This is a genomic window from Alcaligenes sp. DN25 (assembly GCF_023674485.1).
GTDB lineage: Bacteria > Pseudomonadota > Gammaproteobacteria > Burkholderiales > Burkholderiaceae_B > Alcaligenes > Alcaligenes phenolicus.
Window position 1 is genome coordinate 328,531 of the sequence record NZ_CP098408.1, and the last position, 24,830, is coordinate 353,360.

A 24,830-nucleotide genomic window follows, 5' to 3' on the forward strand; every position below is an offset into this window, starting at 1 on the left:
ACAGCGCTGCGCGCGTTCTCCTGATCTGCGTTCCTTCCGCCCCTGCGAAGGGTCCCCCGATGGCTTGCCTTTCCAGGCTGTGCGAACCATCGGGAGACCCTTCGTGGTCAGCGGTATTCGATGCCGGTGCCCGCCGGCGCAAAAACGGGCTCCCTTTGTGCGCGGATGTGCGCCTAGACGATGCCGGCCCCAGCCACGACATGGGCCGGGTGTGATTGCTGACAGCAGACGGTTCTAGCGACGACCGGGCCTGCCAATCAGCCCACGGGTGGTTCTTCTTTCCCCCCTAGCCGAAGGCCGCAGGGCCTTCGGCGCCTTTCTCCTGCCTATCAACGTCCCGGCCCGGCCATTGGCTTGGGCCACAAAAACAGGAGATACGACATGCACCCTCAAACTCGCAACGCGCCGCTGCTGTACGGCAGCGTGTGCAGCGGCATCGAGGCCGTGAGCCTCGCCTGGCAACCTCTCGGCCTGCAAGCCGCGTGGTTCGCCGAGATCGAGCCGTTCCCGAGCGCCGTGCTCGCCCACCGTTACCCCCGCGTACCCAACCTGGGCGACATGACCGCACTCGCCCGCCAAGTTCGCGACGGCACCGTGCCGGCGCCCGACATCCTGGTCTGCGGCACGCCGTGCCAGTCGTTCAGCGTTGCCGGTGCGCGTCGAGGACTGGAGGACCCGCGCGGAGCCTTGACCCTTGCCTATGTGGAGTTAGCCAATGCCATCGACCAAACCCGTCACCAAATCTGCCGCCCGCCCGTCGCGCTCGTCTGGGAAAACGTCCCGGGCGTCCTCAGCGACCGCAGCAACGCCTTCGGGCATTTCCTGGGAGCACTCGCCGGAGAAAGCCGTGCACTCGAACCGCCAGGGCAAAAATGGGCGCACGCAGGTTGTGTGTTTGGACCCCGGCGCCGCATCGCCTGGCGCGTGCTCGACGCTCAATATTTCGGCGTCGCCCAACGGCGCCGTCGTGTGTTTCTTGTCGCAAGTGGTGGAGATGGTCTCGATCCCGCCGAGGTACTTTTTGAGCGCGCGGGCCTGCTCGGGAATTCTTCGCCGGGCTTCGCGCCGTGGCAAGGCGCTGCCGGCGCTGCTGGACCTGGTGCTGCGGCAGCAGGCGGCTTCGCAGGACTGAAACAGCCCTACGGCAAGGCCACGATGACGTTCGGGTTCGGTGGCGGCAACACGGCGGGGCCAATCGACGTGGCCGCCTGCCTGACCGCAGCACCGGGTCCAAAGAACGACTTCGAGGTCGAAACCTTCCTTGCACAGTCCGTCGCAGGCCACATCAGCCACACGCTCAGTACCGCCAACGGCGGCAAAGGCAGCAGCGAGGACGGCACTGGCAAGGGAATTCCGATCATCGCCTTCACCGCGCAGGGCTGCGGTGCAGATGCGACGATGGAATGGGCGCCAACGCTGCGTGCGGGTGGGCATTGCCACAGCCACGCGAACGCAGGCGTGGTGCCGGCCATTGCCTTCGCACAGAACTCCCGTGGGGAACTTCGGTTCGAGTCGGGCCACGGCCAGCTTGCCGGGACGCTATCAACGGGAGGCGGCAAGCCGGGCCAGGGCCGGCCCATGGTGCTGGGCGTGACGCTGCGCGGTCGGGCCGAAGGTCTGGCCGCCCAGTTGAGCGGCAGCATCTCCCCCGCCTTGCGTACCAGTGGCGGCGGCGGGGACAAGGCGCATGTGCTGGCGCCCGACTACGAAGCGCACTTCCGCTGCGACTGGAACGACCCCGGCCCCGGCGACTGGTCACAGTGGCGGGTACGGCGGCTGATGCCGGTGGAATGCGAGCGGCTGCAAGGTATGCCCGACAACTACACGCTGGTTCCTTACCGCGGCAAGCTCGCCGCCGACGCACCTCGCTACAAGGCGATCGGCAATTCCATGGCAGTGCCCTGCGTTGCGTGGCTGGGCCAGCGGCTGGTGCAGTGCCTGCACAAGACGGGATCAACAGCTTCGGATTGATGCACGACGACGCCAGCAGGCCGCGCCATTCTTCGTCCTGCATTGCCGACGTGTCGGCAACAGCCAGCAGCCACGGTCGTCCGGGCTGCGCCGCGGAATCTTCCGCGCCGACCACCTCGTCCGTTCCGTATCGTGCCGCGGACGCACGCCCATCCGGGCGTCGATGCGACTTCTCTGGGCCATTCCGCCCGTTTCTCTTCAAGTCCGGCAGCCGCCTGATCGACGCCTCCACGCGTCGGCCCGGGCCACGCCTTTCCAACCTCAGCGCCTCGGCGCACACCTTTTCCAAGGAGCCATCCATGAACACCATCCGCTTGCAAACTAACCAGCACCGATTGATCGCCAACCTGCGACATGCCTTCACCGTTCATTCCATGCTCGGCGAGCTGTTGCAGAACGCCCGACGCGCCCAAGCTCGCCATATCAGCGTGACTGCCGAGGGCGACACGCTCACCGTCAGCGACGACGGCACGGGCATCGCCGACCTGCAAACCCTCATCTACATTGCCGAGTCCGGCTGGGACGAGGACCTGATCGCTCGCGAGAACGCCTTTGGTCTGGGCGTGCTGTCCACGTTGTACTTCGCCCAGCACCTGAGCGTGCATTCGCGCGCGCAGGCGTTCAACGCCGCCACCGCGACCATCATTCGCGGGGACGGTATCGAGGTTCGTCAGGTGTCACCGCGCGCGGGCACCGAGATACGCCTGGACGGCGTGCAGTTACCGCAGTCCGGACGAACGCTGATCGAATGGGCCGAGCGCGAACTGGCCAGGCTGTGCGAAGCCTTTCCTGTTCCGGTGTCGTTCAATGACATCGAGATCGTCCGCCCCCTTGCTGGTCCAGATCTGCCTTGGCGGCAGACCGCCATGGGCCGAGTGCTGCTCGACCTGTCCGCACCAAGCACGCAATGGCGCTACTTCCTCCAGGGCCTGCCAGTCGGTCGGGAACCGCTCTACGGCAAGTACCAAGTCGTACTGCTGCCAGACGACACCCTCGCCAGGCTTCCTGATCGTCAACATCTGTTGAACGAATCGGACGACCACAAGCTCATCCAGGCAGCGATCGATCAGGCCTATCGCGAAGGGCTGATTGAGGCCAAAGCCCAGTTGGCGGCCAGCGAGTTTGTCGAGCACTACGCGCAAAGCTGCCTCAACTCGTCCAACGCCGATCTGCTCAACGACGTGCCCTTTGTTCCCCGATCCTGGTTTCGCAATTGGGAGCATGAGCCGTCCGGCTTTCACTGGGCACATTACTCGGTCGGGGGCCTAGTGGCTCGCGAGGTACTAGAACAGCTCGGAGTCTGGACCATCAGTACGGACGAGGACGACGCGCACACCGTTGAGGTCTATCTCGAAGCCGCAAAGGCATTCCTGCTGCAGGAGCCGGGTCTGGATGACGGGCACTGGCTCAAGACGCTGGTAAGAACCGTCACGCCAGAGCAGATCCAGGTCCGTTCGGGCGCAACACTGCATCGCGACAGCAGTCGGTGTTTGGCCGACGACGAGGTCGATCTGGAGTTGGTCGAGTCGCTGCATGTGGGGCTGGAGGGCGAGCTGGAGCACGCGGTGCAAGCCGTGCGCAAGGGCAACACGCTCTACCTGACACCGGAAGCCGGCGGGCGTACCGAGTTCATATCGGACTACATCTTCGATGATCGCTATGACGAGGACCGTGAGTATGAAGATGCACAAGCCATTCTCACTTTCATCGCCGTGGGCTGCTCGGACGCACCTGATCGCGTGCTCGCTGCCTTACTGCCGGGCTTTCTACGCCATACCGCACAGCCCAAGCTCGCCAACGCCACCGTCTGCCTCAGCTTCGATGCCGAGGGCAAGCTGCACGCAATTGCTTGATCATCCGCCATCCGCCATTTCCGCTCCCTTCGGGGAGCTTTTTTTGCGTTCCACGGCAATGCGGAGGCCGCGAATCCCCATTGCCGCATGACCTGTACAGGTAAGCCTCCGATGCTGTTTTCATGCGTTGCTGATCTGATCAGCACCATGCCTGCAGTCAGGGTGTCCAGGCTGCCGTGGGGTCCGCCCATGCAACCCGCCAGTTCGCCTCGGCATCTCACCAGCGAACGCTGCCCACCGGGGCATCGATGCCTCCTTTCTCCAACCCACGGGATGGTCGCCACATCCCGTCAGGGGCGTGTCGCCTCCCGGTCAATTTCAGGATTTCCCATGGAAAACATCACCAAGCAAGACCGTATTACGCTGAAGAACCTCAAGGTGGCCGACTTCGCCAGCGAGGAAACGCTGTGCTTCACTGCCACCGTCGTGTTCGACGGCGCTCCCATCGCCGAGGCCCGCAACGACGGCCACGGCGGTTCGACATTCCTCCGCGCGCTCACCGGCAAGGCGGCGCTGCTGGCCAATGCCGAGTCGTTCGCCAAGGGCCTGCCGCCCGCCTTGTTCGACCCCGAGCACGAAGGCCCCCCCGCGTCAGAATAGTTGTCGCCCCGATAGATTCTTGAGTCTCTGACTTCAAGACTCTTACCTTGGTGGTAGGTGGCTGTGGAGCTTGTGGGCGAAGGCCTGCGCGGTGGGCAACGCACCAGCGTTGTCCACGGCAAGCTGGCCGGTGCGCGAAGCGCATCGTCCACAAATCCACAGCCTCGCCTTCCCACCGATTTTTGAAGCACGGGGGCGTTGAAGAGGACGAATTGGCTCGATACGGACAAGCATTCAAGGATCGCGCGGTGGCCAGGCTGCTGCCGCCCGAAAGCGCCGCGGTGGAAGCCGTGGCAGGGGAGATCGGCGTGAACGCCGACACGCTGGAGCGCTGGCGCTCCGAGGCATTGGCCAAGCCGGCGCGCGAGCGCATCTGGACGGCTGCGGCCCGGCTGGAGGCGGTCATCACGACGGCAGCCATGGACGAGACGGCGCGCAGCGCCTGGTGCCGCAAGAACGGGGTGTACGCGCAGCAGCTTGCGCAGTGGCGAGGCAGCGCCACCCAGGCCCTGGCGCAGCCGCACGAGCAGCCCGCCAGTGCGCAGCAGACCAAGCAGGACCGCCGCCGCATCAAGGAGCTCGAGCGCGAGCTGCAGCGCAAGGAAAAGGCCTTGGCCGAGGCGGCCGCCTTGCTGGTGCTGTCAAAAAAACTCGAGGCGATCTTCCCCAGGGAAAAGGGCGAGGCCGAATGATCGGCCTGGAAGATCGCCGCAACATGGCCCAACACATCGAGCAGGCGCACCACGAGGGCGCCCGGCTCGCCGCAGCCTGCGAGTTCGCCGGCATCAGCGTGCGGACGCTTCAGCGCTGGAAGGCCCAGGATGGGCTGCAAACCGGCGACGGCAGGCCTACGGCCCTGCGTGGGACCCCAGGCCATGCCCTGACGCCCGAGGAGCGCCAGCGGCTGCTGGAGGTGGCCAACGAACCGAGGTTTGCCGACATGCCGCCGGCGCGCATCGTGCCTGCCCTGGCCGATGAGGGCGTGTACCTGGCCAGCGAATCGAGTTTCAGCCGCGTGCTGCGCGAGGCCGGCCAAAACCGGCACCGCAGCCGCGCCAAGGCGCCGCGCAAGGTCCGGCCACCCACCACCCACGTGGCCACCGCCCCGGCGCAGCTGTGGTGCTGGGACCTGACCTACCTGCCCGCGCAGGTGCTGGGACGCTGGTTCTACCTGTACCTGATCCTGGACGTGTTCAGCCGCAAGATCGTCGGCTTCGAGGTGCATGCGACGGATCACGCCGACCATGCGGCCCATCTGGTCAAGCGCACCGCGCTGGCCGAGGGCATCCACGCGATGGCGGCCAAGCCGGTGCTGCACGGCGACAACGGCTCGACCTTCAAGGCAACCACCGTGCTGGCGATGCTGCACTGGCTGGGGATCGACCCGTCGTATTCGCGCCCTCGCGTGAGCAATGACAACCCGTATGTGGAGAGCCTGTTTCGCACCGCCAAGTACCGGCCCGAGTTCCCTGCCGGCGGCTTCGTCGACCTGGACCATGCTCGCGGCTGGGCGGCCGAGTTCGTGCGTTGGTACAACCACGCGCACCGCCACAGCGGCATCGGCTACGTGACGCCGGCGCAGCGCCACGCCGGCACTGACCGCCACATCCTGCAGGCTCGGCATGAGCTGTACCTTCGGGCGCGGCAAAGCAATCCGGGCCGCTGGTCTGGAGAAACCCGCAACTGGCGTCGCATCGACGTGGTGGCCCTCAACCCCGAGCGCGAAGCGACCGTTTGCGCCGGCGAACTTCCAGGAGGCAACAAAGAACGACTGGCTGCGTGATTCAGGCGACAACTACCTTGACACGCACCGAGGCGCAGAGCCTCTTTCCATCGACATGTCGCTCGATTTCCTTGTCGATCATCTGGCCGATGCCATGCACTCGGAGCGCAAGGTGCGCACCGCGTTCAACCGCGACATCGGCAACAAGGTGCTGTTCATCAAGGACGGCAAGCTGAAATACCTCAAGGGCATCAAGCTCAAGGCCATCGCCGATCGCAAGGCGTACTTCGCTTCGCTGCGCGCCCGGCAGGACCAGCCCATCGTGATCCTCGCCGAGCTTCCGTCCGAGCAGGCATTCGACCTGTGGAAGCAGCATGTCCTGGGCGACAAACCCGACTGACCCGGCGCCTTCGCACCGTCCTGACGGCCCCGCACGACGCGGGGTTGTCATTTTCCGCTGCGCATGAATCGGGACTGGGCCGGATGCGGTTTTTCAACTGACGCAGCGCGGCTCGCGCACGAAGCTGCCCACATGTTCGCTGATTCGTCAGCACATGCCAGCAGTCAGGGTTCAAGGCTGCGCGGAGTTCACTCCGTATCACCCACCAGTCCGCCCAGCATCGCCCTGCGGACGAGCGTCCTCGCGACGCCGATGCACCTTCGTCAACCCCAGCGGGAGCTGCCATCCCGTGCGGGCCTGGTCGCCTCGCATCCTCCAAGGAGTCCGACCATGCCACGCGCCTCTTTCGGCGAGCTCGCCTTGTTCTGCACCGGCAAGCAATTGCCGCTCGAAGTCCTGCATAGCGCCGCCGGTCACTACATCGGAACGCGCGATTCCCAAGGACCTGTCTCGCGGGAGTCCCGCGAGTACTTCCGCAGCTTCGCCGCCGCGGAACGCGCCCTCGCAAGAGGCGGCTGGTCTCAGCTCGTCATCCCCTGATCAACTCTAGAAGGAATCCCTCATGAGCCAGCTTCCCCTGGAAGTTGCCGAGCAGATCGCACGGGAGCAGCAGCACTTCGCCGCTGCTCCCGATGCGTTCTTCAAGGCATGGAAACGTGGTGTGCAGATCGCAGGTCCCCGGTGGTTCGGCGACGGCACCAAAAAGGGCTTTGAACAAGCCCAGGACAAATGGGCGCTATGCCCCAACGTGCGGCAGATCAGCAGGTCCCTGGGCTTACTGAGCAGCGGAGAACGTATGTTCCTCGCCGCGATGGTGAGCTTCTACAACGCCCGCAGGAGCGCTTCTTTGCTACGCCGGTGCGGGTTTGAAGGCCTGGCCGATCTGAGCGGCCTCGATCTTGCACGCCGCCGGGTCATCGCCAGCCTGGTGCTGCACTACAACGGCTGGTAAGCGGTCGACACTGTTCTTTTTTCGTCAATCCCAGGAGGGACGCTGGCTCCCCTTGGGTGTCGGTGTCCCTCCTTGTTTTTTTCATCAAGGAGGTTTCCATGTCTCAGATTCCCAGTATGTCCATCGTGCTCGAAGGCGGCATGGTGCAAGAGGTCATTGCACAGGCTTGGCCGGGCACGGTGCCATTACCACGCCTGGTGGTTGTCGATTACGACATCGAAGGCGACGACGACCGGAACATCACCCGGTTTCACATCGGCACCCAGCCATATGAGGCGGCTTGCCATCCCATGATGCCCGACCTGTTTGAGGCCTTTGCGATGGCCTTGTCACCCCGTCAGCTTCTCGGGCCACTTGGCGAGCCGGTCGAATCCACCGGCACGGCCTCGTCAATTGTCGTGGTCCAGCGCTTGCAACAGCGCGTGATGGCGCTGGATCGACAGGTCAGCCTCAAGCAGGCACCAGAAGGCATCGACTACGTCCGGCTGCATGCGGAAGTCTTCGTCGGACTGACCGAAGTTCTGCAATCCATGGGCGTGGCCGACCACAACGCGTCCTGATCTCATCATCAACGTACTGCCCGTGGCTTTTTGGCTTCGGGTCTTTCCCATGCGGATGCTCTGTCCGCATGGGCCGGCTCCGCTCACTTCACGAAAGGAGCCACCATGGCAAACAACTACTACGAAGGCACCGGCGTACTCATGCTCGACCGGGTGACCCCTGTCATCAAAGCACTGTTCGGCGGTTTCGCGCTGGACGAAAACTATCCGGGCAACGGGCAGGCCTACATCGCCCAGATCGCCGAAACCAATGATCCGCAATGGTGCGATGTCTTTGGCGGTCTGGAAGATCTGGCCGCGCAGCTTGGCGTCCCCATGCCCGAAGACGACGAATCGGAAGACGAAGGCTCGCTGATCCCGCAGGTAATCGAACGGCTGGCCGAGTTCTTCGGCAGCAGCAAGGACGAGGAACTGGCGAACCTGATTGAACACCACAAGTTCGAGGACAGCGCCGATCTCGACGCATTGCTTCTGATCGCAACCTGCCTGGACGACGGCCATCACCTGAGCGCCATTCAATTCGAGGGGTGCTGGTATTGCAGCAAACCGCGATTGTTCGAGTTCGGTGGCGACGGCAGCTATCTGAGCCGGGAAGTTCAGGTCGCCCGAGCGTCTTCACAGGCCCTCCAACTCGGAGACCAGTTGCGCAAAGCCATTCTGGCCTCCGACGCAGAAGAGGCCTCGGCCGTGATCGCCATGGAGGCCGGCAGCCTGCTCGCCGGCATCAATGACGGGCAATTTCGTATGAACGTACGTCGCCGCGTTGCAGAGCGGCTGGCCCAAGCGCCAGCACTCAGTGCTGCCTGACGCATTTTCTACTTCCAACCCACCGGGGTCTCAATCCCCGATGGGGAGTGGCCTCGGTATTCTCTATCCTGGAGTAATCCATGTCCGAGTCCGACAACCCCTTCATCCGCGGTTATTCGAATCTGCGCATTGTTCGTACACTGCTCATCACCTGCGAGGACGATTCTCCGCCGGTATGGCGGCCGCTGCATTTAAGCCAAGCACCCCTGCCTGACGATCAGGCAGCACAGTTCCCATGCCTGGTCGGTGCCGACTTCGCACTGATCATCGAGGGCCAGGAGGTACCTGCCGATCTGGAGGCACTGTGCCAAACCGAAGGCATCGTGCGCTCGGTGGTCTACGCAATCGAGGGCTATGACTTCGACGGTCGCCCATGCCATGTCGGGGACACCTACTCCGAAGAGTCAGCTCGGGAGGTGATTCGACGGCTGAGCTTCGAGACCGGCTACTACAGCCGGTGCTGGGAAATCAGCAGTGCACACATCAGCCACGAAACCGGCCAGTACCTCGCCAATCTGGCAGACCTCGCCACGCCAGAGGCCTTTCTGTTCATCGCCTTCCGGGTTCCGTACAGCCCGGCGATCGGCATCAAGCTGATCTCCACGCCCTGGACGGATAAGAACCTGGAGTATGCCGAAGGCATCAGCGCGGAACACCTTCGCCAAGAGCACCGGAGAAAGGGCATGCCAGACGACCTGGCGAACATCCTTGACCTGGCTGGCCAGGCCGATGTGCGCATCCTCATCCTCGACGCAGATGCGCCCGTGTTGCTGGGCCTACCGCTGGTCGAGTCGTAGTAGCCGCGTTACGCGCCAGCCTTCCTCTTTGTCCCCCATGCCGGCCCGTCCCCTCACCAGGAGCCGGGCTGGTCCATTTTCATAGGAGCAACCCCATGTTCCCCGACCTCATCTCGCCCGCACGCGACTTCGAGCATCAGCTTGGAGCCTGCGTCAACGCCATGGGCCAGGACGACGCCATCGGCCAGATCCTGGTATTCGAGCGCATGAGCGGCACGCTGCACATGCGCCATATCGACAGCGCCGACCTGGTGGACACCGACATTGACGACTACGAAATGGTCGTGTTCGACGGTGGCAATACAAGCGGTGACACGTGGAAACACGTGTTCTTCCCACGTCAGCGCGAACACTATTTCGTGTGCGGAGCCTGACATTTCCAGCCCCTTTCGAGGGGCTTTTTATTGGTGCGCCCGGCAGGGCGCACCAATAAAAAGCGGGACGCAATCGTCCCGCATGGGCAAATCAGTCATCTTGAAGGAGGAAAGCATGCTTTCCTCACGTCACGGCACCATGACATCCACTGCCAAGAAAATTACTTCCGCAAGCTCCGAACGACTGGCTCTTCATCGCTGACTGACAGATTCAGATCGTCATAAGTGAAGACGGTACTGTCCCTTTCACCAATCTTTCTCACCACCGGATTGGGGCTCTGATTGAAATTCATGCTCAGGCTTTGATTGGAATAATGCCCTACCGGATCGATATAGTATTTGAAGTCGATGATCTTCTCGATATCGATCTCGGCATAGGCGATTCCTTCCGTTTCGGCGGGGACCAGATCGCTGATCGGTTCGCCATCGGGCCCATAGATCCTGGTGTGACCGCTTTTGAATGTGTTGAAGTAATCTCTCTCTTCCTGCGTCTCGCACAGCATGTCCTTCATTTCTTCTGAATAGATGGACGACGTCATCAGCACGAAGGCCTGATTGCAGATTGCGTAGTGGCTGCTTGCTGTTTCATCGTCGAAGAATCCGGGCCATGCAGCCACATGAACCTGCTCGTTCTGTGAGTTCATCGCAGCGATATCCAGAGGCACATTGTGTTCCCAGCACATCAGGCCTCCGAGATTACCGATTTCCGTCTCGAACACCGGCATCATGCTGCCATTGCCATCGCCCCAGCAAAGGCGCTCCGCGACAGACACGCGCATCTTGCGGTGTTTGCCGATCAGATCACCGTCCGGATTGAACCATAGCTGCGCAAGATAGAGCGAACCACCATCCTTCTCGCTACAGGAAATACAAACGTAAATCTTGTTCTTTCTCGCTGCCGCACTGATCTTCTGGACAGCCTCGCTCGGAATCTCGACTGCGTTCAGATAGAGTGTGTGATAGAACCGCCTTGTGTATTCCGGATGTCCAAGGAATGCGAACCATGGATATCCCGGAATAAATGCCTCCGGGAACGCCACTAGCTTGGCACCGTTCGATGCAGCTTCTTCGATCAGTTTCACCGACTTCTCGACAGTTGCGTCCAGATTCAGATAAACAGGTGCTGCCTGTATTGCCGCAGCCTTGAATTTAGGGTAATGCGCCATGATCCAGTCTCCTTGATTGTCATTTGAAGGTGAGATCGCTTACCGCCGCAACAGTGCGGAACACGATCCTTTCGAGCATGCCCGTTTGATGCCCATCCATGCTCAAGGTAACTGTATGGCTCGACACCGGTGCGTGTCAAGGTAGTTGTCGCCTGAATCACGCAGCCAGTCGTTCTTTGTTGCCTCCTGGAAGTTCGCCGGCGCAAACGGTCGCTTCGCGCTCGGGGTTGAGGGCCACCACGTCGATGCGACGCCAGTTGCGGGTTTCTCCAGACCAGCGGCCCGGATTGCTTTGCCGCGCCCGAAGGTACAGCTCATGCCGAGCCTGCAGGATGTGGCGGTCAGTGCCGGCGTGGCGCTGCGCCGGCGTCACGTAGCCGATGCCGCTGTGGCGGTGCGCGTGGTTGTACCAACGCACGAACTCGGCCGCCCAGCCGCGAGCATGGTCCAGGTCGACGAAGCCGCCGGCAGGGAACTCGGGCCGGTACTTGGCGGTGCGAAACAGGCTCTCCACATACGGGTTGTCATTGCTCACGCGAGGGCGCGAATACGACGGGTCGATCCCCAGCCAGTGCAGCATCGCCAGCACGGTGGTTGCCTTGAAGGTCGAGCCGTTGTCGCCGTGCAGCACCGGCTTGGCCGCCATCGCGTGGATGCCCTCGGCCAGCGCGGTGCGCTTGACCAGATGGGCCGCATGGTCGGCGTGATCCGTCGCATGCACCTCGAAGCCGACGATCTTGCGGCTGAACACGTCCAGGATCAGGTACAGGTAGAACCAGCGTCCCAGCACCTGCGCGGGCAGGTAGGTCAGGTCCCAGCACCACAGCTGCGCCGGGGCGGTGGCCACGTGGGTGGTGGGTGGCCGGACCTTGCGCGGCGCCTTGGCGCGGCTGCGGTGCCGGTTTTGGCCGGCCTCGCGCAGCACGCGGCTGAAACTCGATTCGCTGGCCAGGTACACGCCCTCATCGGCCAGGGCAGGCACGATGCGCGCCGGCGGCATGTCGGCAAACCTCGGTTCGTTGGCCACCTCCAGCAGCCGCTGGCGCTCCTCGGGCGTCAGGGCATGGCCTGGGGTCCCACGCAGGGCCGTAGGCCTGCCGTCGCCGGTTTGCAGCCCATCCTGGGCCTTCCAGCGCTGAAGCGTCCGCACGCTGATGCCGGCGAACTCGCAGGCTGCGGCGAGCCGGGCGCCCTCGTGGTGCGCCTGCTCGATGTGTTGGGCCATGTTGCGGCGATCTTCCAGGCCGATCATTCGGCCTCGCCCTTTTCCCTGGGGAAGATCGCCTCGAGTTTTTTTGACAGCACCAGCAAGGCGGCCGCCTCGGCCAAGGCCTTTTCCTTGCGCTGCAGCTCGCGCTCGAGCTCCTTGATGCGGCGGCGGTCCTGCTTGGTCTGCTGCGCACTGGCGGGCTGCTCGTGCGGCTGCGCCAGGGCCTGGGTGGCGCTGCCTCGCCACTGCGCAAGCTGCTGCGCGTACACCCCGTTCTTGCGGCACCAGGCGCTGCGCGCCGTCTCGTCCATGGCTGCCGTCGTGATGACCGCCTCCAGCCGGGCCGCAGCCGTCCAGATGCGCTCGCGCGCCGGCTTGGCCAATGCCTCGGAGCGCCAGCGCTCCAGCGTGTCGGCGTTCACGCCGATCTCCCCTGCCACGGCTTCCACCGCGGCGCTTTCGGGCGGCAGCAGCCTGGCCACCGCGCGATCCTTGAATGCTTGTCCGTATCGAGCCAATTCGTCCTCTTCAACGCCCCCGTGCTTCAAAAATCGGTGGGAAGGCGAGGCTGTGGATTTGTGGACGATGCGCTTCGCGCACCGGCCAGCTTGCCGTGGACAACGCTGGTGCGTTGCCCACCGCGCAGGCCTTCGCCCACAAGCTCCACAGCCACCTACCACCAAGGTAAGAGTCTTGAAGTCAGAGACTCAAGAATCTATCGGGGCGACAACTATTCTGACGCGGGGGGACACTTTCCCGCCACAAGAACCAGCCATGACGGGAAAAGCGGATCAAAGACAGCACGAGACTGCCTGCACCACGTTCGGCAACTATCTAAGAATCAGGCCTTCAGCACGCGGTAGGGTGAGGGAGTAACCAGCCATCCTACCGCTCCCTCAGAACGGAAAAACCGGTACGGCGCGGTGCCGTTTCCTGCGAGCGGGTATCCCATTACAGGGTCATCCTTGCCTCCATGCTCGTCGGCGATGCCGACACATGCCCAGGTAGCCGAGACCTTCAAGGCTGCGAGCACGGGAAACCGTGCTGGTCGATGCTTTCCACGGACGTACCGCGTCCATCCACGCCACCCACAAGGGACCTCTCCCTTGCGGGCGGGGAATCCCTTGTTTCTTCCTCAAGGAGATTCCCCATGGACCGTTCCTTCATCAAATCCATGATGCCTTCGCTTGTCGCAGGCCACGTGCCCCGCAACGTGCGGTCGTTCAAGTACCGCGTGTTCGACGATCAGCCGCAGTCTTCGACATTGGGCTTCGCTATCGACCCCCAGCCATTCGACGGGAAGGTAGTCGCAATCACTGACGACGCCATCGTCGTCAAGCTCAAGCCCAGCGAATTCGCTGTGCTTGATTCCAAGCTGGTGACCACCGTTCCCGACGAAGGCGCCAAGGTGCATATCCAACCCTACGCACGGCGCCGTTTCGATGGCTTGCGCGCGGACACCCCGGAAGAGCGCACTGAGATGACGTCCGACGGCATTCCCTACACCGTCAAGACGCATATCCTCGGCTCCGCGCCTGCCAAGCTGCCCATCCCCGAGCCGCAGTGCATGGAACTGGGCCAGCTCATCCAGCAGTTGGAGGAAATGCCGGCGCCCGATGGCTTCCGGCGGATCACCCACATGCTGGTCGATGCCGGTGCTCAGGATTTCACCTGGGTCGATCCGACGCCGTCCAAGATCATCGCGACGCCTCCCGCGATCAGCTTTACGGTCTCGACCGCGAAGTTCGAGGGCCGGGTGACGGTGCTGTACGACCGAGGCGGCGACACCTACGTGGTGGAGCTACACCGCGACGGCGAATTGGTCGATCGGCATGACGAGGTGTATTTCGACATGCTCGGCGAAGTGCTGGAGCGACTCATCGACGACGGGCATTGGCGCCTGATCGATGTGAGCGTGATCGACACCAAGGCTGCCCGGCAGCGCCAGGCGGTACCAGCGTGACTCCGAGAACTGAATCCTGGCGGTTCTTCGGCTGACCCGAGGCTTTCGCCACGGCGTTTCAGCCCCCTCTGGCCATGTGCCACACAGGCTCTTCATCCCTTCGGGTGGAGGGCCTTTTCTCTATTCCACACAGGAGATTTCAACCATGTCACTGCGATTCAAAGGCTCCGACCTGCGCCCCGTGCTGACCGAGGCGATCGCCAGCCAATGCCGCGTCATCCTGGTTAAGGATCATGGCGTGTACTTCCTCGCCGAGCAGGGAGAGCGCCGCCCGGATGGGCGCGTGAAGCTGCTGGCCTATGCCGTCGGTTGCAACCCGGATACCGACCCATTTGACAACTGGTGGGAACTGGCGCGTGCCGAACTGGGTGGCGACGACTTCGCGGAGTACTTCGATCCGAAGGACCGCGTATTCACACGCATTCTGCACACCGCAGACGACCTGATGCTGTCGGCCACCGCTACGCATCTGTCGCTGGAGGTGGCGCCTCCCGCATAGCGCGGCAACCGCCACTCGGCCCTCACAGCCCCCACACCGGGGGCTTTCTTTTCTCCGCATCGCGGCGCTCGCCGCGCGTGTGAGTTCGTCTCCGGCCACTAAGGCCTGCCTCGCCGGCCAACCCGCCGATACGCCACCGGAGATGACCGTATGCACGATCCATTCAAGATCACCCAACCCACTTGCATCAGCTTCAGCGGCGGACGCACCAGCGCCTACATGTTATGGCGCGTGCTGCAAGCCAATGACGGCCTGCCTGCCGATACCGTGATCTGCTTTGCCAACACAGGTAAGGAAGTCGAGGCGACCTTGCGCTTCGTGCGCGATTGCGCCGAGCACTGGCAGGTGCCGATCCGCTGGCTCGAATACTTGCCCACGGAACAGGGCTTCGCGCTGGTCGATTTCGATCGGGCCAGTCGCGAAGGAGAACCTTTCGAAGCGCTGATCCGCAAGCGCCAGTACTTGCCCAATCCCGTCGCACGCGGCTGCACGGCTAGCCTGAAGATAAGGCCGATGCACCGCTATCTGCGGCATCTGGGCTGGACGGACTGGGACCAGATGATCGGCATCCGCGCCGACGAGCAGCGCCGCGTCGCCAAGATTCGCGCGCGCGGCCACTCCACAGAATCCACCCACGAGACTATATGCATGCCGCTGGCGGATGCCGGCGTGACTGTTCGCGACGTGAGCGCCTTCTGGCAGGTTCAGCCATTCAACCTGAATTTGCTCACGGTTAACGGACGCACGCTCGAAGGCAATTGCGACCTGTGTTTCCTGAAGCCGCGCGGACAGCGCCTGGCCCTCATCAAGGCGCGGCCCGAGGCCGCCACCTGGTGGATTCGCATGGAGTCGCTGAACCTGGCGAGCAAACCCAATGGCGCCCGGTTTCGCGCCGATGGCCCCAGTTACGCGGACCTGGCGCGCTTCGCCGCCGACCAGGGCGACTTGTTCGATCCCACTGAGGAGTCGATCGTCTGCTTCTGCGGCGACTGATGCGTACGGAAAGGCCATCGACCTCGCCGCGGCTGCAACTGCTATGGCAGACGCTGCGCACTGTGGAAAAAGGGATGCGCCCGGTTGCCGATTGATTGCTGTCGCGCACGCGAGGCCCGGCCATGCTGACCCCATGCCTGCTGACGTTGTCAGCGACATGCCAGGCAACCATCGGTCTTCGAGGTTGCGGCGCAGTTCCCACTGCGTGACTGAGCCAGCTCGCACCGCATCCGTCCGCGAGCGGCCGCCAATTTCTGGTGGTGGATGCTTTCGCCTTATCAACCCACCGCGGGGTTACGCACCTTTCCCCGCATGCGTGGGGCCGGTGTGTCTCCGCTTCTTCCCTATGGAGATTCACCATGAGCACCACGTCCAACGAGAAATCGTATTTCGACATCCACACCTCGGGCATCGGCTACATCCAGCGCGCCCGTGAAGTACCCGTCAGGGGCGGCCGCCGTGCGCAGCCTTTCCTGGCATGCACGATCGCCGCGATGGTCGGCTCCGCCAAGGACCCGATCTACCGCTACCTCGACGTCAAGGTCTCCGGTGCCGAGGCCAAGAAACTGGTCGAGCGCCATATCGGCATTGACGACCCGAAGCAGCGTCCGCTGGTGCGCTTTCGCACCGGCGATCTGCGCGGTGATCCGTTCATCCGCGACAAGGGTGACAAGAAGGGCCAGGCCGGCGCGTCCCTCAAGGCACGTCTGCTCAAGTCCGAGCTGTTGGACCGGGCCGAACTGGCTTCGATCAAGCAGCATGAACTGATCACCCGTGGCATCGGCTACCTCAGTCGAGTGAAGGACGTCACCCCCAAGGATGGCGATCCCTTCCTGTCGTGCACCATCGCCGCCCTGAACGGGCCCGTCGATGAACCGGAGTACCGGTACTTCGACACCATCGTCGCCACCCCTGAAGCCGAGCATCTGGTTCGCCGGTGCATCCAGGCCATCGAAGGGGACCGCAAGGTGCTGATCAGCTTCAAGTTGAACGACATGAAGATCGATCCGTACATCCGCACCAAGGGCGAGCGCGCCGGGGAACCGGGTGCGAACCTCGAATCGACACTGGTCCACATCGGTCTGATCAAGATCGATGGCGTCCAGGTCTATCCGACGAGCCCGGCGCAAGCCGAGCCGCCGCAAGCTGAGGACGCACCCGCGCCCGAAGCCGAGGACGTTGCCGACACCGCTGCCGAACAACCCGCCGAGTCCGCCGAGCGCGAGCCCGAGGCGCAAGTCGAGGAGCAGGAGCCGGCGCTGGCTGATCCGTTCTGATCCGGCATGGCCCCTCACGGGGCCTTGCCTTTTTCCTATTTCCCAAGGAGAACCATCATGGCAGCCACAACGGCACCCACAAGATCAGTCCTGCCTATCGTCGTCCCGGGCCAGCTCACGTTGCGGACCATCCGCGGCAAGAACGGCCCGTTCACGGTTGGTCGCCTGACCACCCCCATCGGCGAGTTCGCCGTCAAGGACGCGGAACTGGAGCAGTACCCCGAAGGCAAGTACGACGGGGATTTCGTCATCCGCTACATCTTCGCGAAGTCCTATCCGGTCGCAGGCGGCGCGCGATTTGAAGTCCGCGCCAACCTCGACGGCATGACGCTCAACGGCATCGACAAACTGAGCCGTGACGAGGCCCGCAGCTTCGCTACCCAGGAAGTCGATCCGCTCGATGAAGAGCAAGGGGCGCAGCCTGCGGCAACGCCGGCCAAGCCCGTCAAAGCGTCCAAGCCCGCACCCGTGCAGGCGTCGGCGGACCCGCTGGTCGATACCACGCCCTTCGGAGTGGATGCGCCGGTGCCTGCTGCTGCCACTGCCTCCGGCAGTGCTGAAGACGGCGACGCCGCACTGTTCGGCATCCTGTGGCCGCTGGGCGAGTCCGTGAAACTGGATTCGACCATCGACCGCCGCGCCCTACGTGCGCAGATCGCTCGCCTGGGCGAACTGGGCTACTCGCTGGACTTCAAGACGCAAGAGTGGAGCCGCGAGGCCGAACTGCAACCTGCGTGATCTCAGGCGCCGCATCCGCGGTGTTCTTCATCCACCCGCCGGGGTTCTTTCCCCTCGCGGGGGGAGCCCCGGTTTTCTTTTGGAGGTTCCTATCATGTCCACCATCGCTTGCGATACCCCATCACAGCCCACGGCAGATGCCCGCCCGCTGGATGAACCCGCCTGGCGGGCAATCTGCGACACCACGGCTGAGCAATCAGCCAAGGGCTGCGGGCTGTCTTATGACTACTACGTAGAACGCTTCAGCTCGTCAATAGGCGCTCAAGCTCGTCAACTGCCCGAGAACCAGCGCCCCCAGGCTCTGCAAATCGCACGGGAATGGGGCTACGAAACACCTGCCGAACGGCAGGAGACCCAAGACTGGAACGCTGCACACGGCTACTGCTCACATGGCATCGAACTGGGTTATTGCCCGGCTGGTTGCGGTTCATAAGGCCGCACTGGCATCCACCGCATAGACGGCATTTCACCACCCGCTGGGGACTCTTCCCTGGCAGGGAAGCCTCCGGCCTGACTTTTCTAGGAGGCTCTCATGGGCTGGTACTTCTCTCATCAATCGCGATCCGACTTGATCGCAGAACTGATCGCACCGCAGGAGACTGAGCGCGCCAGCGTGAAGGTCATCGCCCACACGATGCGCGGTAATGTCCTTTGGTCCGTGGTCGAAGTGACCGCAAAGGCCGAAGGCGTGCATCGTGATCTTGCACCGGGCCAGTCCCTGCGCACCATCCGGTGCGATCTGCTTGAACGCAGCGACGGCCAATGGGGCTACAAGCCATTGGACGAGTCCATGCACCCGTACTACTACTCGTGCCCGTTGAGCTACCTCGGCATGGCACCGGAACAGTCCGCCGACTGGCGCACAGGCGTTCGCGCCTACCACGCACGACGGCGCACACCCACGGCATCCGCCGAGGCACTGACGGCCTGAGAACGGCACACGCCACGCAGCCCGATTTTCTCTTCCTGCATCTGCTTCATTTCACACACCCGCCGGGTCTGCTTCCCGTCGGGGAAGCGACCGGCGATTTCAATCACGGAGCTTCACCATGAGTCAGCACTACTTCGAGACGTCCTACAAGGGATTTCCCATCACCGTCATTCTCGGCTGGGATCGGCCGATGCAGCACTTCTTCCTGCTCATCCGCAAGCCGGCCGAGCTGGAAGACGACACCATCCAGGTTCTGGACGAGAACTTCCTGTACAGCAATCTGTACGAAGCAGACCCGTTCGGCCACGACCTGGACTACTACCGCGAAGTCCTGCGGCGCTTTCAGGTCTGCGTGCCAGAAAGCATGTTCAACCAGGTTCAGATCGACGCCGTGATGAATGCGGGCAACCGTTTCGTCAAGCATGAGGCCGATGGTTCGTTCGCCGAACTGTCAGCCTGACGTCGCCTGCGACGCAGCCGGAGCATTCCCTTCGGGCACTGCGCGCTTTCCATCCCTAACGGGGCATTCACTGCCCCCTGCGGGCGGTGCGCCCCTCACATCGAGGACACCACCATGCCCGCACCTTCATCCAACCAGCCCCTGTATCGGATCGACGAATGCACCGACCTCATGGCCGATGCCTGCGTCTGCAGCGACCAGGGTGACCTGATCTTCCTCTCGGTCTGGGCGCGCGACACCGCGATCCAGCAGTTCATTGGGCGACTCACCCTGGGTCGCAGCGAAGATGGTTTGGACCAGTTCCACGTCATCACCGATCAGGGCGGCTCGCTGCCAGTATTCGTCGGTTCGGTCGACCGCCTTGAGAAGCGCCTGACCCGCAGTTATCGCCGCACTCTGTTCGGCTCGATGGTCAATCTCTGGCTGTTCGACCGGCGCTGCATTCGGCCCGACAAGAGTTCGGCCAGCGCCTTGGCACTGCTACCGCGTTCTGCGGCCGATCCCACGTCACGCCTGTGGCACCTGGTCAAGGACACGTGCCCGCTGCCGCTGCTGGACCACTGGCAATCGCCAGTCCTGGCGCTGCTGCGCGAGCGCGAGATGCTGCGTTCCCTGCCGATGGCCCTCGGGCCGCTGCAAGGGTTCCGGCTTGCCATCGACGTTCCGGCGCTTACCAACGCGCTGGGTGAGTTCATCCGTGACGGTGTGCTCACCGCCCATCCGCCCCGGGAGCCGGTTTTGGCCGACCTGGAAACGACCGTCGCCTGACGTTCCGCCGATGAATGCGTGCCTTGCGCGCATCCGTCTTTCCCTTCATCCCCGCCAGACAGGAGACTTCCCATGGCATTGATGTTCCCCCGGCTCGCCAGGAATTTCGCGAAAAATGGGTATTACCCAACTGACGAAGCCACACTCGAAAGAACCCTCAGCGCACTGGCGCCCAGCGATGGGCCGATATGCATTCTGGACCCCTGCGCCGGCGAAGGCGTCGCCATCGCCGAGGCCGCCCATGCCCTCGGGCCTGAGCTGGCCGGCGCCTACGCGGTCGAGTTCGATCAGGAACGGGCCAACCATGCCCGGCTGCTGGTCGACCACTGCATCCACGGTGACCTGATGGACACCATGATTTCGCGGCAGGCCTTCGGCCTCTTGTGGCTCAACCCGCCCTATGGCGATCTCGCAAGGGATGCCAACGGCAACCTGGGCTACGAAGGCAAGGGCCGCGGACGGCTCGAAAAACTGTTCTATCAGCGCACGCTGCCCTTGTTGCAGTACGGCGGCATCCTGGTCTTCATCATTCCGTTCCATGTGCTGGATCAGGAGATGGTTGGCTGGCTGACACGGCATTTCGCCGATCTGTCCGTCTTCCAGGCTGTGGACAAGCAGTTCAAGCAGATCGTGATCTTCGGCCGTCGTGTCCGCCAGCGTGAGCAGGCTGGCGATGACGTGAAAGCCTCCCGCGCCCGACTGCTGCAAATCGGCCTGGGCGAACTAGAAGCGGACGAGCTGCCGCCCGAATGGACGTTGCTGCCGTATGTGGTCCCCACGTCCCAGGCCGAGCCGGAGTATTTCTACCGGATCAGCATGGAGCCCGAGCAGTTCGCCGACGAAGTGCGGCGCCTCAAAGGCCTGTGGCCCGCGTTCGAGACCCATCTCGGCGCAACCCAGCAGACCCTGCGTGCTCCGGCACGCGCCTTGTCACAGTGGCACCTGGCACTGGCCCTCGCGGCCGGCGCGATCTCCGGTGTCGTGCAGTCACCCACCGGCCGCACCCTGGCCGTCAAGGGCGACACGTTCAAGCAGAAGTCTTCCGCCGTGGAGTACCGCGAGCGCGATGACGGCTCCTTGGCCGAGACCCGCATCCTCACCGACAAGTTCGTCCCGGTCATTCGTGCCTGGGACCTTACCCCTGACTCAGCCACGCTGGGACAGGTTCTCACCATCCACTGATCCCTATGGGCGGCTCACCGTCCGATCTTCAACCTTTGCAAGGAGTATTCCCATGCTGTCCATCTTCAAGGGGCGCAAGCCCCAGGTTCCACCACTGTTCGCACTGGGCACGCTCAAACTGAGCGAGAAAGTGCATTGGCTGGCGAGCAAGAGCCTCATCGACCCCTTGCCCTATGTGCAGCGCCACGTGCGCGGCGATTGGGGTGAAGTCGGCGAGCCAGAGCGTCAGGCGAACAACACCGCGCTGGAGCAAGGCACGGCGATGACTTCGCGCTTTCCGATCACGCCGCGGCTCTACCTGCTGGTCATCACCAGTGGCGACCAGCGCACCACCGTCGTGCAACTGCCCGAAGAAGGCGCAGTGAACTGATCGCCGAACGCCCGCAGTCGCAGCGTTCTTTCCACCGACCCAGGTCCTTCGCCCCGTTTGGGGCCTTGGGCCTTCCACCATCAGGAGCCCGTCATGGCACCTAATGTCTTTCCTGCAAACGCGCCCATTTCGGTGGTGCCAACGGCGCTATTCGCCACGGGACTTATCGTCCTGACGCCTGGGGTGAAAGCTCTGGCGCGTCGCGGCTACATCAATGTCCGCACCTGCCTCGACCGGCATCGGAGCGGAGATTGGGGCCAGATCGACGCTGATGAGCGTTTCATCAACGACCACATCGGTCTCAAAGGGCGAGAAAAACTCTTCTCGCGCTATCCCGTTTCACGCGGCATCTGGATGGAGATTTGGACCATGTACGACCGCAGCATGACGGTTCTTCTCCTGCCTTACGAGTAACCGCATTCGTGTACTCACCGAGCGCCTGCACCAGGGGCGTTCTTTCTTTCCACCCACCGGGGCACTTCACCCCGATGGGGCGAGGTACCTCTTTTTCTTAAAGGAGTCACCTCCATGTTCACCCCTGCGCAACACGTTTTTCCCAGGTTCAACCCCGGCCAAGTCATCATGACCTCGGGTGTCGCCAACCTGGTCCAACAAGGCCAACTCAATCCGCGTCCCTATCTGCTGCGACATCTGTCCGCCGACTGGGGTGACCTCGACGACAGCGACCGACGTCAGAACGACGCCGCGTTGAAGTCGGGCGAGGACCGCTTGTTCTCGGCCTACGAGATCGGCCCAAGCCTGAAGGTCTGGGTCATCACCGAATGGGATCGCAGCGTCACGACGTTGCTGCTGCCCAGCGAGTACTGATCTTCTTCATCACCGGCCAGATCCCGAATCCAGCCGGCTCTTCCTTCCCACCCTGGGGCATGCCACCGCCCCTTGGGGAGTGGTGCATGCCCCGTTTTCTTGGAGCATCACCATGAACGCACAAGTCATCGAAGCGGCCCCAGCCATAGATCCTTCGTCCCTGGACGATGACCTGCTCGAACAGGAATCGTCCGAACTTTCCCTGAGCCTTCAGGATTTCGTCTCCGAATTCGGCGACGAACTGCTGGACTCCCTCAACCGGGCCAACCCGCCCGTCTATAGCGGCACGCCGCGCCCGCACCGCCAACTGGTGCTGGCGGGTCTGAAACGCCAGTTGTTCCCCGCCCAGGCCGAGGTCGTGCATGCGGCCTCGGAACTGCTCGTCAACCAAGGCGAGCGGGCCGTGTTCGTCAACGGCGAAATGGGCACCGGAAAAACCACGATCGGCATTGCGCTGGCCGCGGTCCTGCATGCCGAAGGCTATCGCCGCACGCTGGTCCTGAGCCCGCCACATCTGGTCTACAAATGGCGCCGGGAAATCCTCGAAACCGTCGCGGGCGCGAAGGTCTGGGTGCTCAACGGCCCGGACACGTTGCTCAAGCTCATCAAACTGCGCGAGCAACTGGACGTGCCATCGCCAGCGCAGGAGTTTTTCGTCCTCGGTCGTGTGCGCATGAGGATGGGGTTCCACTGGAAGCCTGCCTTCGCGCGCAAGCGTACCCGTCACGGTGACGTGGGGGTCTGCCCGCACTGCGGGGAGGTCATCACCAACCTCGACGGCGAGCCGATCAGTACTCAAGAGCTGGAGGCGGAGGAATTCCGTCGCAAGTGCACTGGCTGCGGCGGCGCGCTGTGGACGCTGATGCGTCCGCGGTCACTGTCCAGCAGCGATCAGTCCTCGGCCGTGCTGCGCGCTTTGAAGCGAATTCCCACCATCGGCGAAGCCACCGCGCAACGCCTGATGAAAACCTTCGGGGACAGCTTCCTGGCCTCGATGCTCGGCGACAACCTGCACAACTTCATCAACCTGATGGATGCGAGCGGGAAGTTGGTGTTCTCGGATCGCCAGGCGCACCGCATGGAGCGGGCCATGGCGAACATGGAGTTCGGCTTCGGTGAAGGCGGCTACCAACCCAGCGAATATGTGAAGCGGTATCTGCCGCGAAGCACGTTCGACCTTTTGCTCTGCGACGAGGCGCACGAGTACAAACAGGGGGGGTCCGCACAAGGCCAGGCCATGGGTGTCATCGCATCCAAGGTCCGCAAAACGGTCTCGCTCACCGGCACGCTGATGGGCGGATACGCGGAGGACTTGTTCCACCTGCTGTTCCGCGCGCTTCCGGGCCGCATGATCGAAGACGGCTACGTCCCCAGTCGCAACGGCAGCATGAACGCCGCAGCGATGGCTTTCATGAGGGACCACGGTGTCCTCAAGGATATCTATTCCGAGTCCGGTGGTCCGGCACACAAGACGGCCAAGGGCAGCAAGGTCACGGTCAGAACGGTCAAGGCCCCAGGGTTCGGCCCCAAGGGCGTACTGCGCTGCATCCTGCCGTACACCATCTTCCTGAAGCTGCGAGACATCGGTGGCGTGCTGCCGCCGTATGACGAGGAATTCCGGGAGGTGCCGATGAGCGCCGAGCAAGGCGAGGCGTATCAGAAGCTGGCATCCAGCCTGACCCAGCAACTCAAGGAGGCCCTGCGCAAGCGGGACACCACCTTGCTGGGCGTAGTCCTCAACACGTTGTTGGCGTGGCCCGACTGCTGCTTCAGGGCAGAGACGGTCCGTCATCCACGCACGCGCGACGTGCTGGCGTTCACCCCGGCCCAGTTCAACGAGCTGACGGTGATGCCCAAGGAGCGCGAGCTGATCGACATCTGCCGTCAGGAGAAGGACGCGGGTCGCAAGACCCTGGTGTATTCGGTCTATACCGGCACGCGGGACACCACGAGCCGGTTGAAGATGCTGCTGGAACAGGAAGGTTTCAAGACGGCGGTGCTGCGCGCAAGTGTGGATGCCAGCCAGCGCGAAGACTGGATTGCCGAGCAGATCGAACGGGGTATTGACGTGCTCATCACGAACCCAGAACTCGTCAAGACTGGGTTGGACCTGCTCGAATTCCCGACGATTGTTTTCCTCCAATCGGGCTGGAACGTGTACACGCTGCAGCAGGCCGCGCGTCGCTCATGGCGCATTGGTCAGAAGCTCGCTGTGAAGGTTATCTACCTGGGGTATGCCGCCTCTTCGCAGATGACATGCCTCGCGTTGATGGCCAAGAAGATCCTGGTCTCGCAATCGACCTCGGGCGACGTGCCCGAATCCGGGCTGGATGTGCTCAACCCGGACGGTGATTCCGTCGAGGTCGCACTGGCCCGGCAATTGGTCGCCGCCTGATCCCCACGCCAAC

Annotated in this window: 25 protein-coding genes and 2 pseudogenes; 25 read left to right on the forward strand and 2 right to left on the reverse strand. The window is 63.1% G+C overall.

Annotated features, from left to right (window positions below):
- The first annotated feature begins 381 nt into the window (after positions 1-381).
- From NBV64_RS01485 to NBV64_RS01535, 11 genes and pseudogenes are all read left to right on the forward strand, one after another.
- The gene (locus NBV64_RS01485; protein ID WP_250756502.1) at positions 382-1,971 is read left to right on the forward strand and encodes a DNA cytosine methyltransferase; all 1,590 of its coding nucleotides are present in this window, start codon (positions 382-384) and stop codon (positions 1,969-1,971) included.
- Between the two features lie 299 nt (positions 1,972-2,270).
- Entirely contained in the window at positions 2,271-3,824 is a 1,554-nt protein-coding gene (locus NBV64_RS01490) for an ATP-binding protein (protein WP_250756503.1), read from the forward strand.
- A gap of 330 nt (positions 3,825-4,154) precedes the next feature.
- Positions 4,155-4,403 (forward strand): annotated as a pseudogene (locus NBV64_RS01495) (hypothetical protein); the annotation flags it as partial.
- A gap of 233 nt (positions 4,404-4,636) precedes the next feature.
- Positions 4,637-6,207 (forward strand): IS3 family transposase gene (locus NBV64_RS01500; protein WP_099047680.1). Its coding sequence is split into 2 segments (ribosomal slippage): positions 4,637-5,075 and positions 5,075-6,207, totalling 1,572 coding nucleotides; the frame shifts between segments, so codons are not numbered across the junction.
- Positions 6,208-6,244: 37 nt separating this feature from the next.
- Positions 6,245-6,547: pseudogene (locus tag NBV64_RS01505) on the forward strand (hypothetical protein); the annotation flags it as partial.
- 330 nt (positions 6,548-6,877) lie between these two features.
- Positions 6,878-7,087, forward strand: coding sequence for a hypothetical protein (locus NBV64_RS01510; protein WP_250756504.1), 210 nt, complete (start codon positions 6,878-6,880; stop codon positions 7,085-7,087).
- 22 nt (positions 7,088-7,109) lie between these two features.
- The gene (locus tag NBV64_RS01515) at positions 7,110-7,499 is read left to right on the forward strand and encodes a hypothetical protein (RefSeq protein ID WP_250756505.1); all 390 of its coding nucleotides are present in this window, start codon (positions 7,110-7,112) and stop codon (positions 7,497-7,499) included.
- 98 nt (positions 7,500-7,597) lie between these two features.
- Positions 7,598-8,059, forward strand: coding sequence for a hypothetical protein (locus NBV64_RS01520; RefSeq protein ID WP_250756506.1), 462 nt, complete (start codon positions 7,598-7,600; stop codon positions 8,057-8,059).
- Between the two features lie 105 nt (positions 8,060-8,164).
- Entirely contained in the window at positions 8,165-8,866 is a 702-nt protein-coding gene (locus tag NBV64_RS01525; protein ID WP_250756507.1) for a hypothetical protein, read from the forward strand.
- Between the two features lie 80 nt (positions 8,867-8,946).
- On the forward strand, positions 8,947-9,663 hold the full coding sequence (locus NBV64_RS01530) for a DUF5983 family protein (protein WP_250756508.1): 717 nt from the start codon (positions 8,947-8,949) through the stop codon (positions 9,661-9,663).
- Positions 9,664-9,758: 95 nt separating this feature from the next.
- Positions 9,759-10,037 (forward strand): uridylate kinase, encoded by a 279-nt coding sequence (locus NBV64_RS01535; protein ID WP_250756509.1) that lies wholly within the window; start codon positions 9,759-9,761, stop codon positions 10,035-10,037.
- A 161-nt stretch (positions 10,038-10,198) separates the two neighbouring features.
- Here the strand turns inward: NBV64_RS01535 and NBV64_RS01540 are convergent, their stop codons facing one another.
- Positions 10,199-11,203, reverse strand: coding sequence for a carbon-nitrogen hydrolase family protein (locus tag NBV64_RS01540; RefSeq protein ID WP_250756510.1), 1,005 nt, complete (start codon positions 11,201-11,203; stop codon positions 10,199-10,201).
- A gap of 157 nt (positions 11,204-11,360) precedes the next feature.
- A protein-coding gene (locus tag NBV64_RS01545) for an IS3 family transposase (protein WP_099047680.1) occupies positions 11,361-12,931 on the reverse strand; the annotation gives its coding sequence in 2 pieces (ribosomal slippage) (positions 11,361-12,493 and positions 12,493-12,931; 1,572 coding nt in all).
- A 632-nt stretch (positions 12,932-13,563) separates the two neighbouring features.
- On the opposite strand from NBV64_RS01545, the gene NBV64_RS01550 reads away from it, so the two are divergent.
- The 14 genes from NBV64_RS01550 to NBV64_RS01615 all read left to right on the forward strand — a co-directional run bounded on the left by NBV64_RS01550 (position 13,564) and on the right by NBV64_RS01615 (position 24,817).
- On the forward strand, positions 13,564-14,376 hold the full coding sequence (locus NBV64_RS01550; RefSeq protein WP_250756511.1) for a GTPase: 813 nt from the start codon (positions 13,564-13,566) through the stop codon (positions 14,374-14,376).
- A gap of 145 nt (positions 14,377-14,521) precedes the next feature.
- Positions 14,522-14,875 (forward strand): DUF3085 domain-containing protein, encoded by a 354-nt coding sequence (locus NBV64_RS01555; RefSeq protein ID WP_250756512.1) that lies wholly within the window; start codon positions 14,522-14,524, stop codon positions 14,873-14,875.
- 150 nt (positions 14,876-15,025) lie between these two features.
- A complete protein-coding gene (locus NBV64_RS01560; RefSeq protein ID WP_250756513.1) occupies positions 15,026-15,868 on the forward strand; it encodes a phosphoadenosine phosphosulfate reductase domain-containing protein in 843 nt (280 codons plus the stop codon).
- Between the two features lie 359 nt (positions 15,869-16,227).
- Positions 16,228-17,145, forward strand: a complete 918-nt coding sequence (locus tag NBV64_RS01565) for a DUF3577 domain-containing protein (protein WP_250756514.1) — start codon at positions 16,228-16,230, stop codon at positions 17,143-17,145.
- A gap of 57 nt (positions 17,146-17,202) precedes the next feature.
- Positions 17,203-17,883 (forward strand): DUF3275 family protein, encoded by a 681-nt coding sequence (locus NBV64_RS01570; RefSeq protein ID WP_250756515.1) that lies wholly within the window; start codon positions 17,203-17,205, stop codon positions 17,881-17,883.
- A gap of 94 nt (positions 17,884-17,977) precedes the next feature.
- Positions 17,978-18,316: a hypothetical protein gene (locus tag NBV64_RS01575; protein WP_250756516.1), complete on the forward strand. Its 339-nt coding sequence runs from the start codon at positions 17,978-17,980 to the stop codon at positions 18,314-18,316.
- Between the two features lie 99 nt (positions 18,317-18,415).
- Positions 18,416-18,814, forward strand: a complete 399-nt coding sequence (locus NBV64_RS01580) for a hypothetical protein (protein WP_250756517.1) — start codon at positions 18,416-18,418, stop codon at positions 18,812-18,814.
- Positions 18,815-18,932: 118 nt separating this feature from the next.
- A complete protein-coding gene (locus NBV64_RS01585) occupies positions 18,933-19,274 on the forward strand; it encodes a hypothetical protein (RefSeq protein WP_250756518.1) in 342 nt (113 codons plus the stop codon).
- 114 nt (positions 19,275-19,388) lie between these two features.
- The gene (locus NBV64_RS01590) at positions 19,389-20,042 is read left to right on the forward strand and encodes a hypothetical protein (protein WP_250756519.1); all 654 of its coding nucleotides are present in this window, start codon (positions 19,389-19,391) and stop codon (positions 20,040-20,042) included.
- 72 nt (positions 20,043-20,114) lie between these two features.
- The gene (locus tag NBV64_RS01595) at positions 20,115-21,224 is read left to right on the forward strand and encodes a DUF6094 domain-containing protein (protein WP_250756520.1); all 1,110 of its coding nucleotides are present in this window, start codon (positions 20,115-20,117) and stop codon (positions 21,222-21,224) included.
- Positions 21,225-21,276: 52 nt separating this feature from the next.
- Positions 21,277-21,594 carry a methyltransferase gene (locus tag NBV64_RS01600; RefSeq protein ID WP_250756521.1) on the forward strand — a complete coding sequence of 106 codons (318 nt, stop codon included), beginning with the start codon at positions 21,277-21,279 and terminating at the stop codon, positions 21,592-21,594.
- 93 nt (positions 21,595-21,687) lie between these two features.
- Positions 21,688-22,008, forward strand: coding sequence for a hypothetical protein (locus tag NBV64_RS01605; RefSeq protein ID WP_250756522.1), 321 nt, complete (start codon positions 21,688-21,690; stop codon positions 22,006-22,008).
- Positions 22,009-22,122: 114 nt separating this feature from the next.
- Positions 22,123-22,422, forward strand: coding sequence for a hypothetical protein (locus NBV64_RS01610; protein WP_250756523.1), 300 nt, complete (start codon positions 22,123-22,125; stop codon positions 22,420-22,422).
- Positions 22,423-22,534: 112 nt separating this feature from the next.
- The gene (locus NBV64_RS01615; RefSeq protein WP_250756524.1) at positions 22,535-24,817 is read left to right on the forward strand and encodes a helicase-related protein; all 2,283 of its coding nucleotides are present in this window, start codon (positions 22,535-22,537) and stop codon (positions 24,815-24,817) included.
- Positions 24,818-24,830 lie beyond the last annotated feature (13 nt).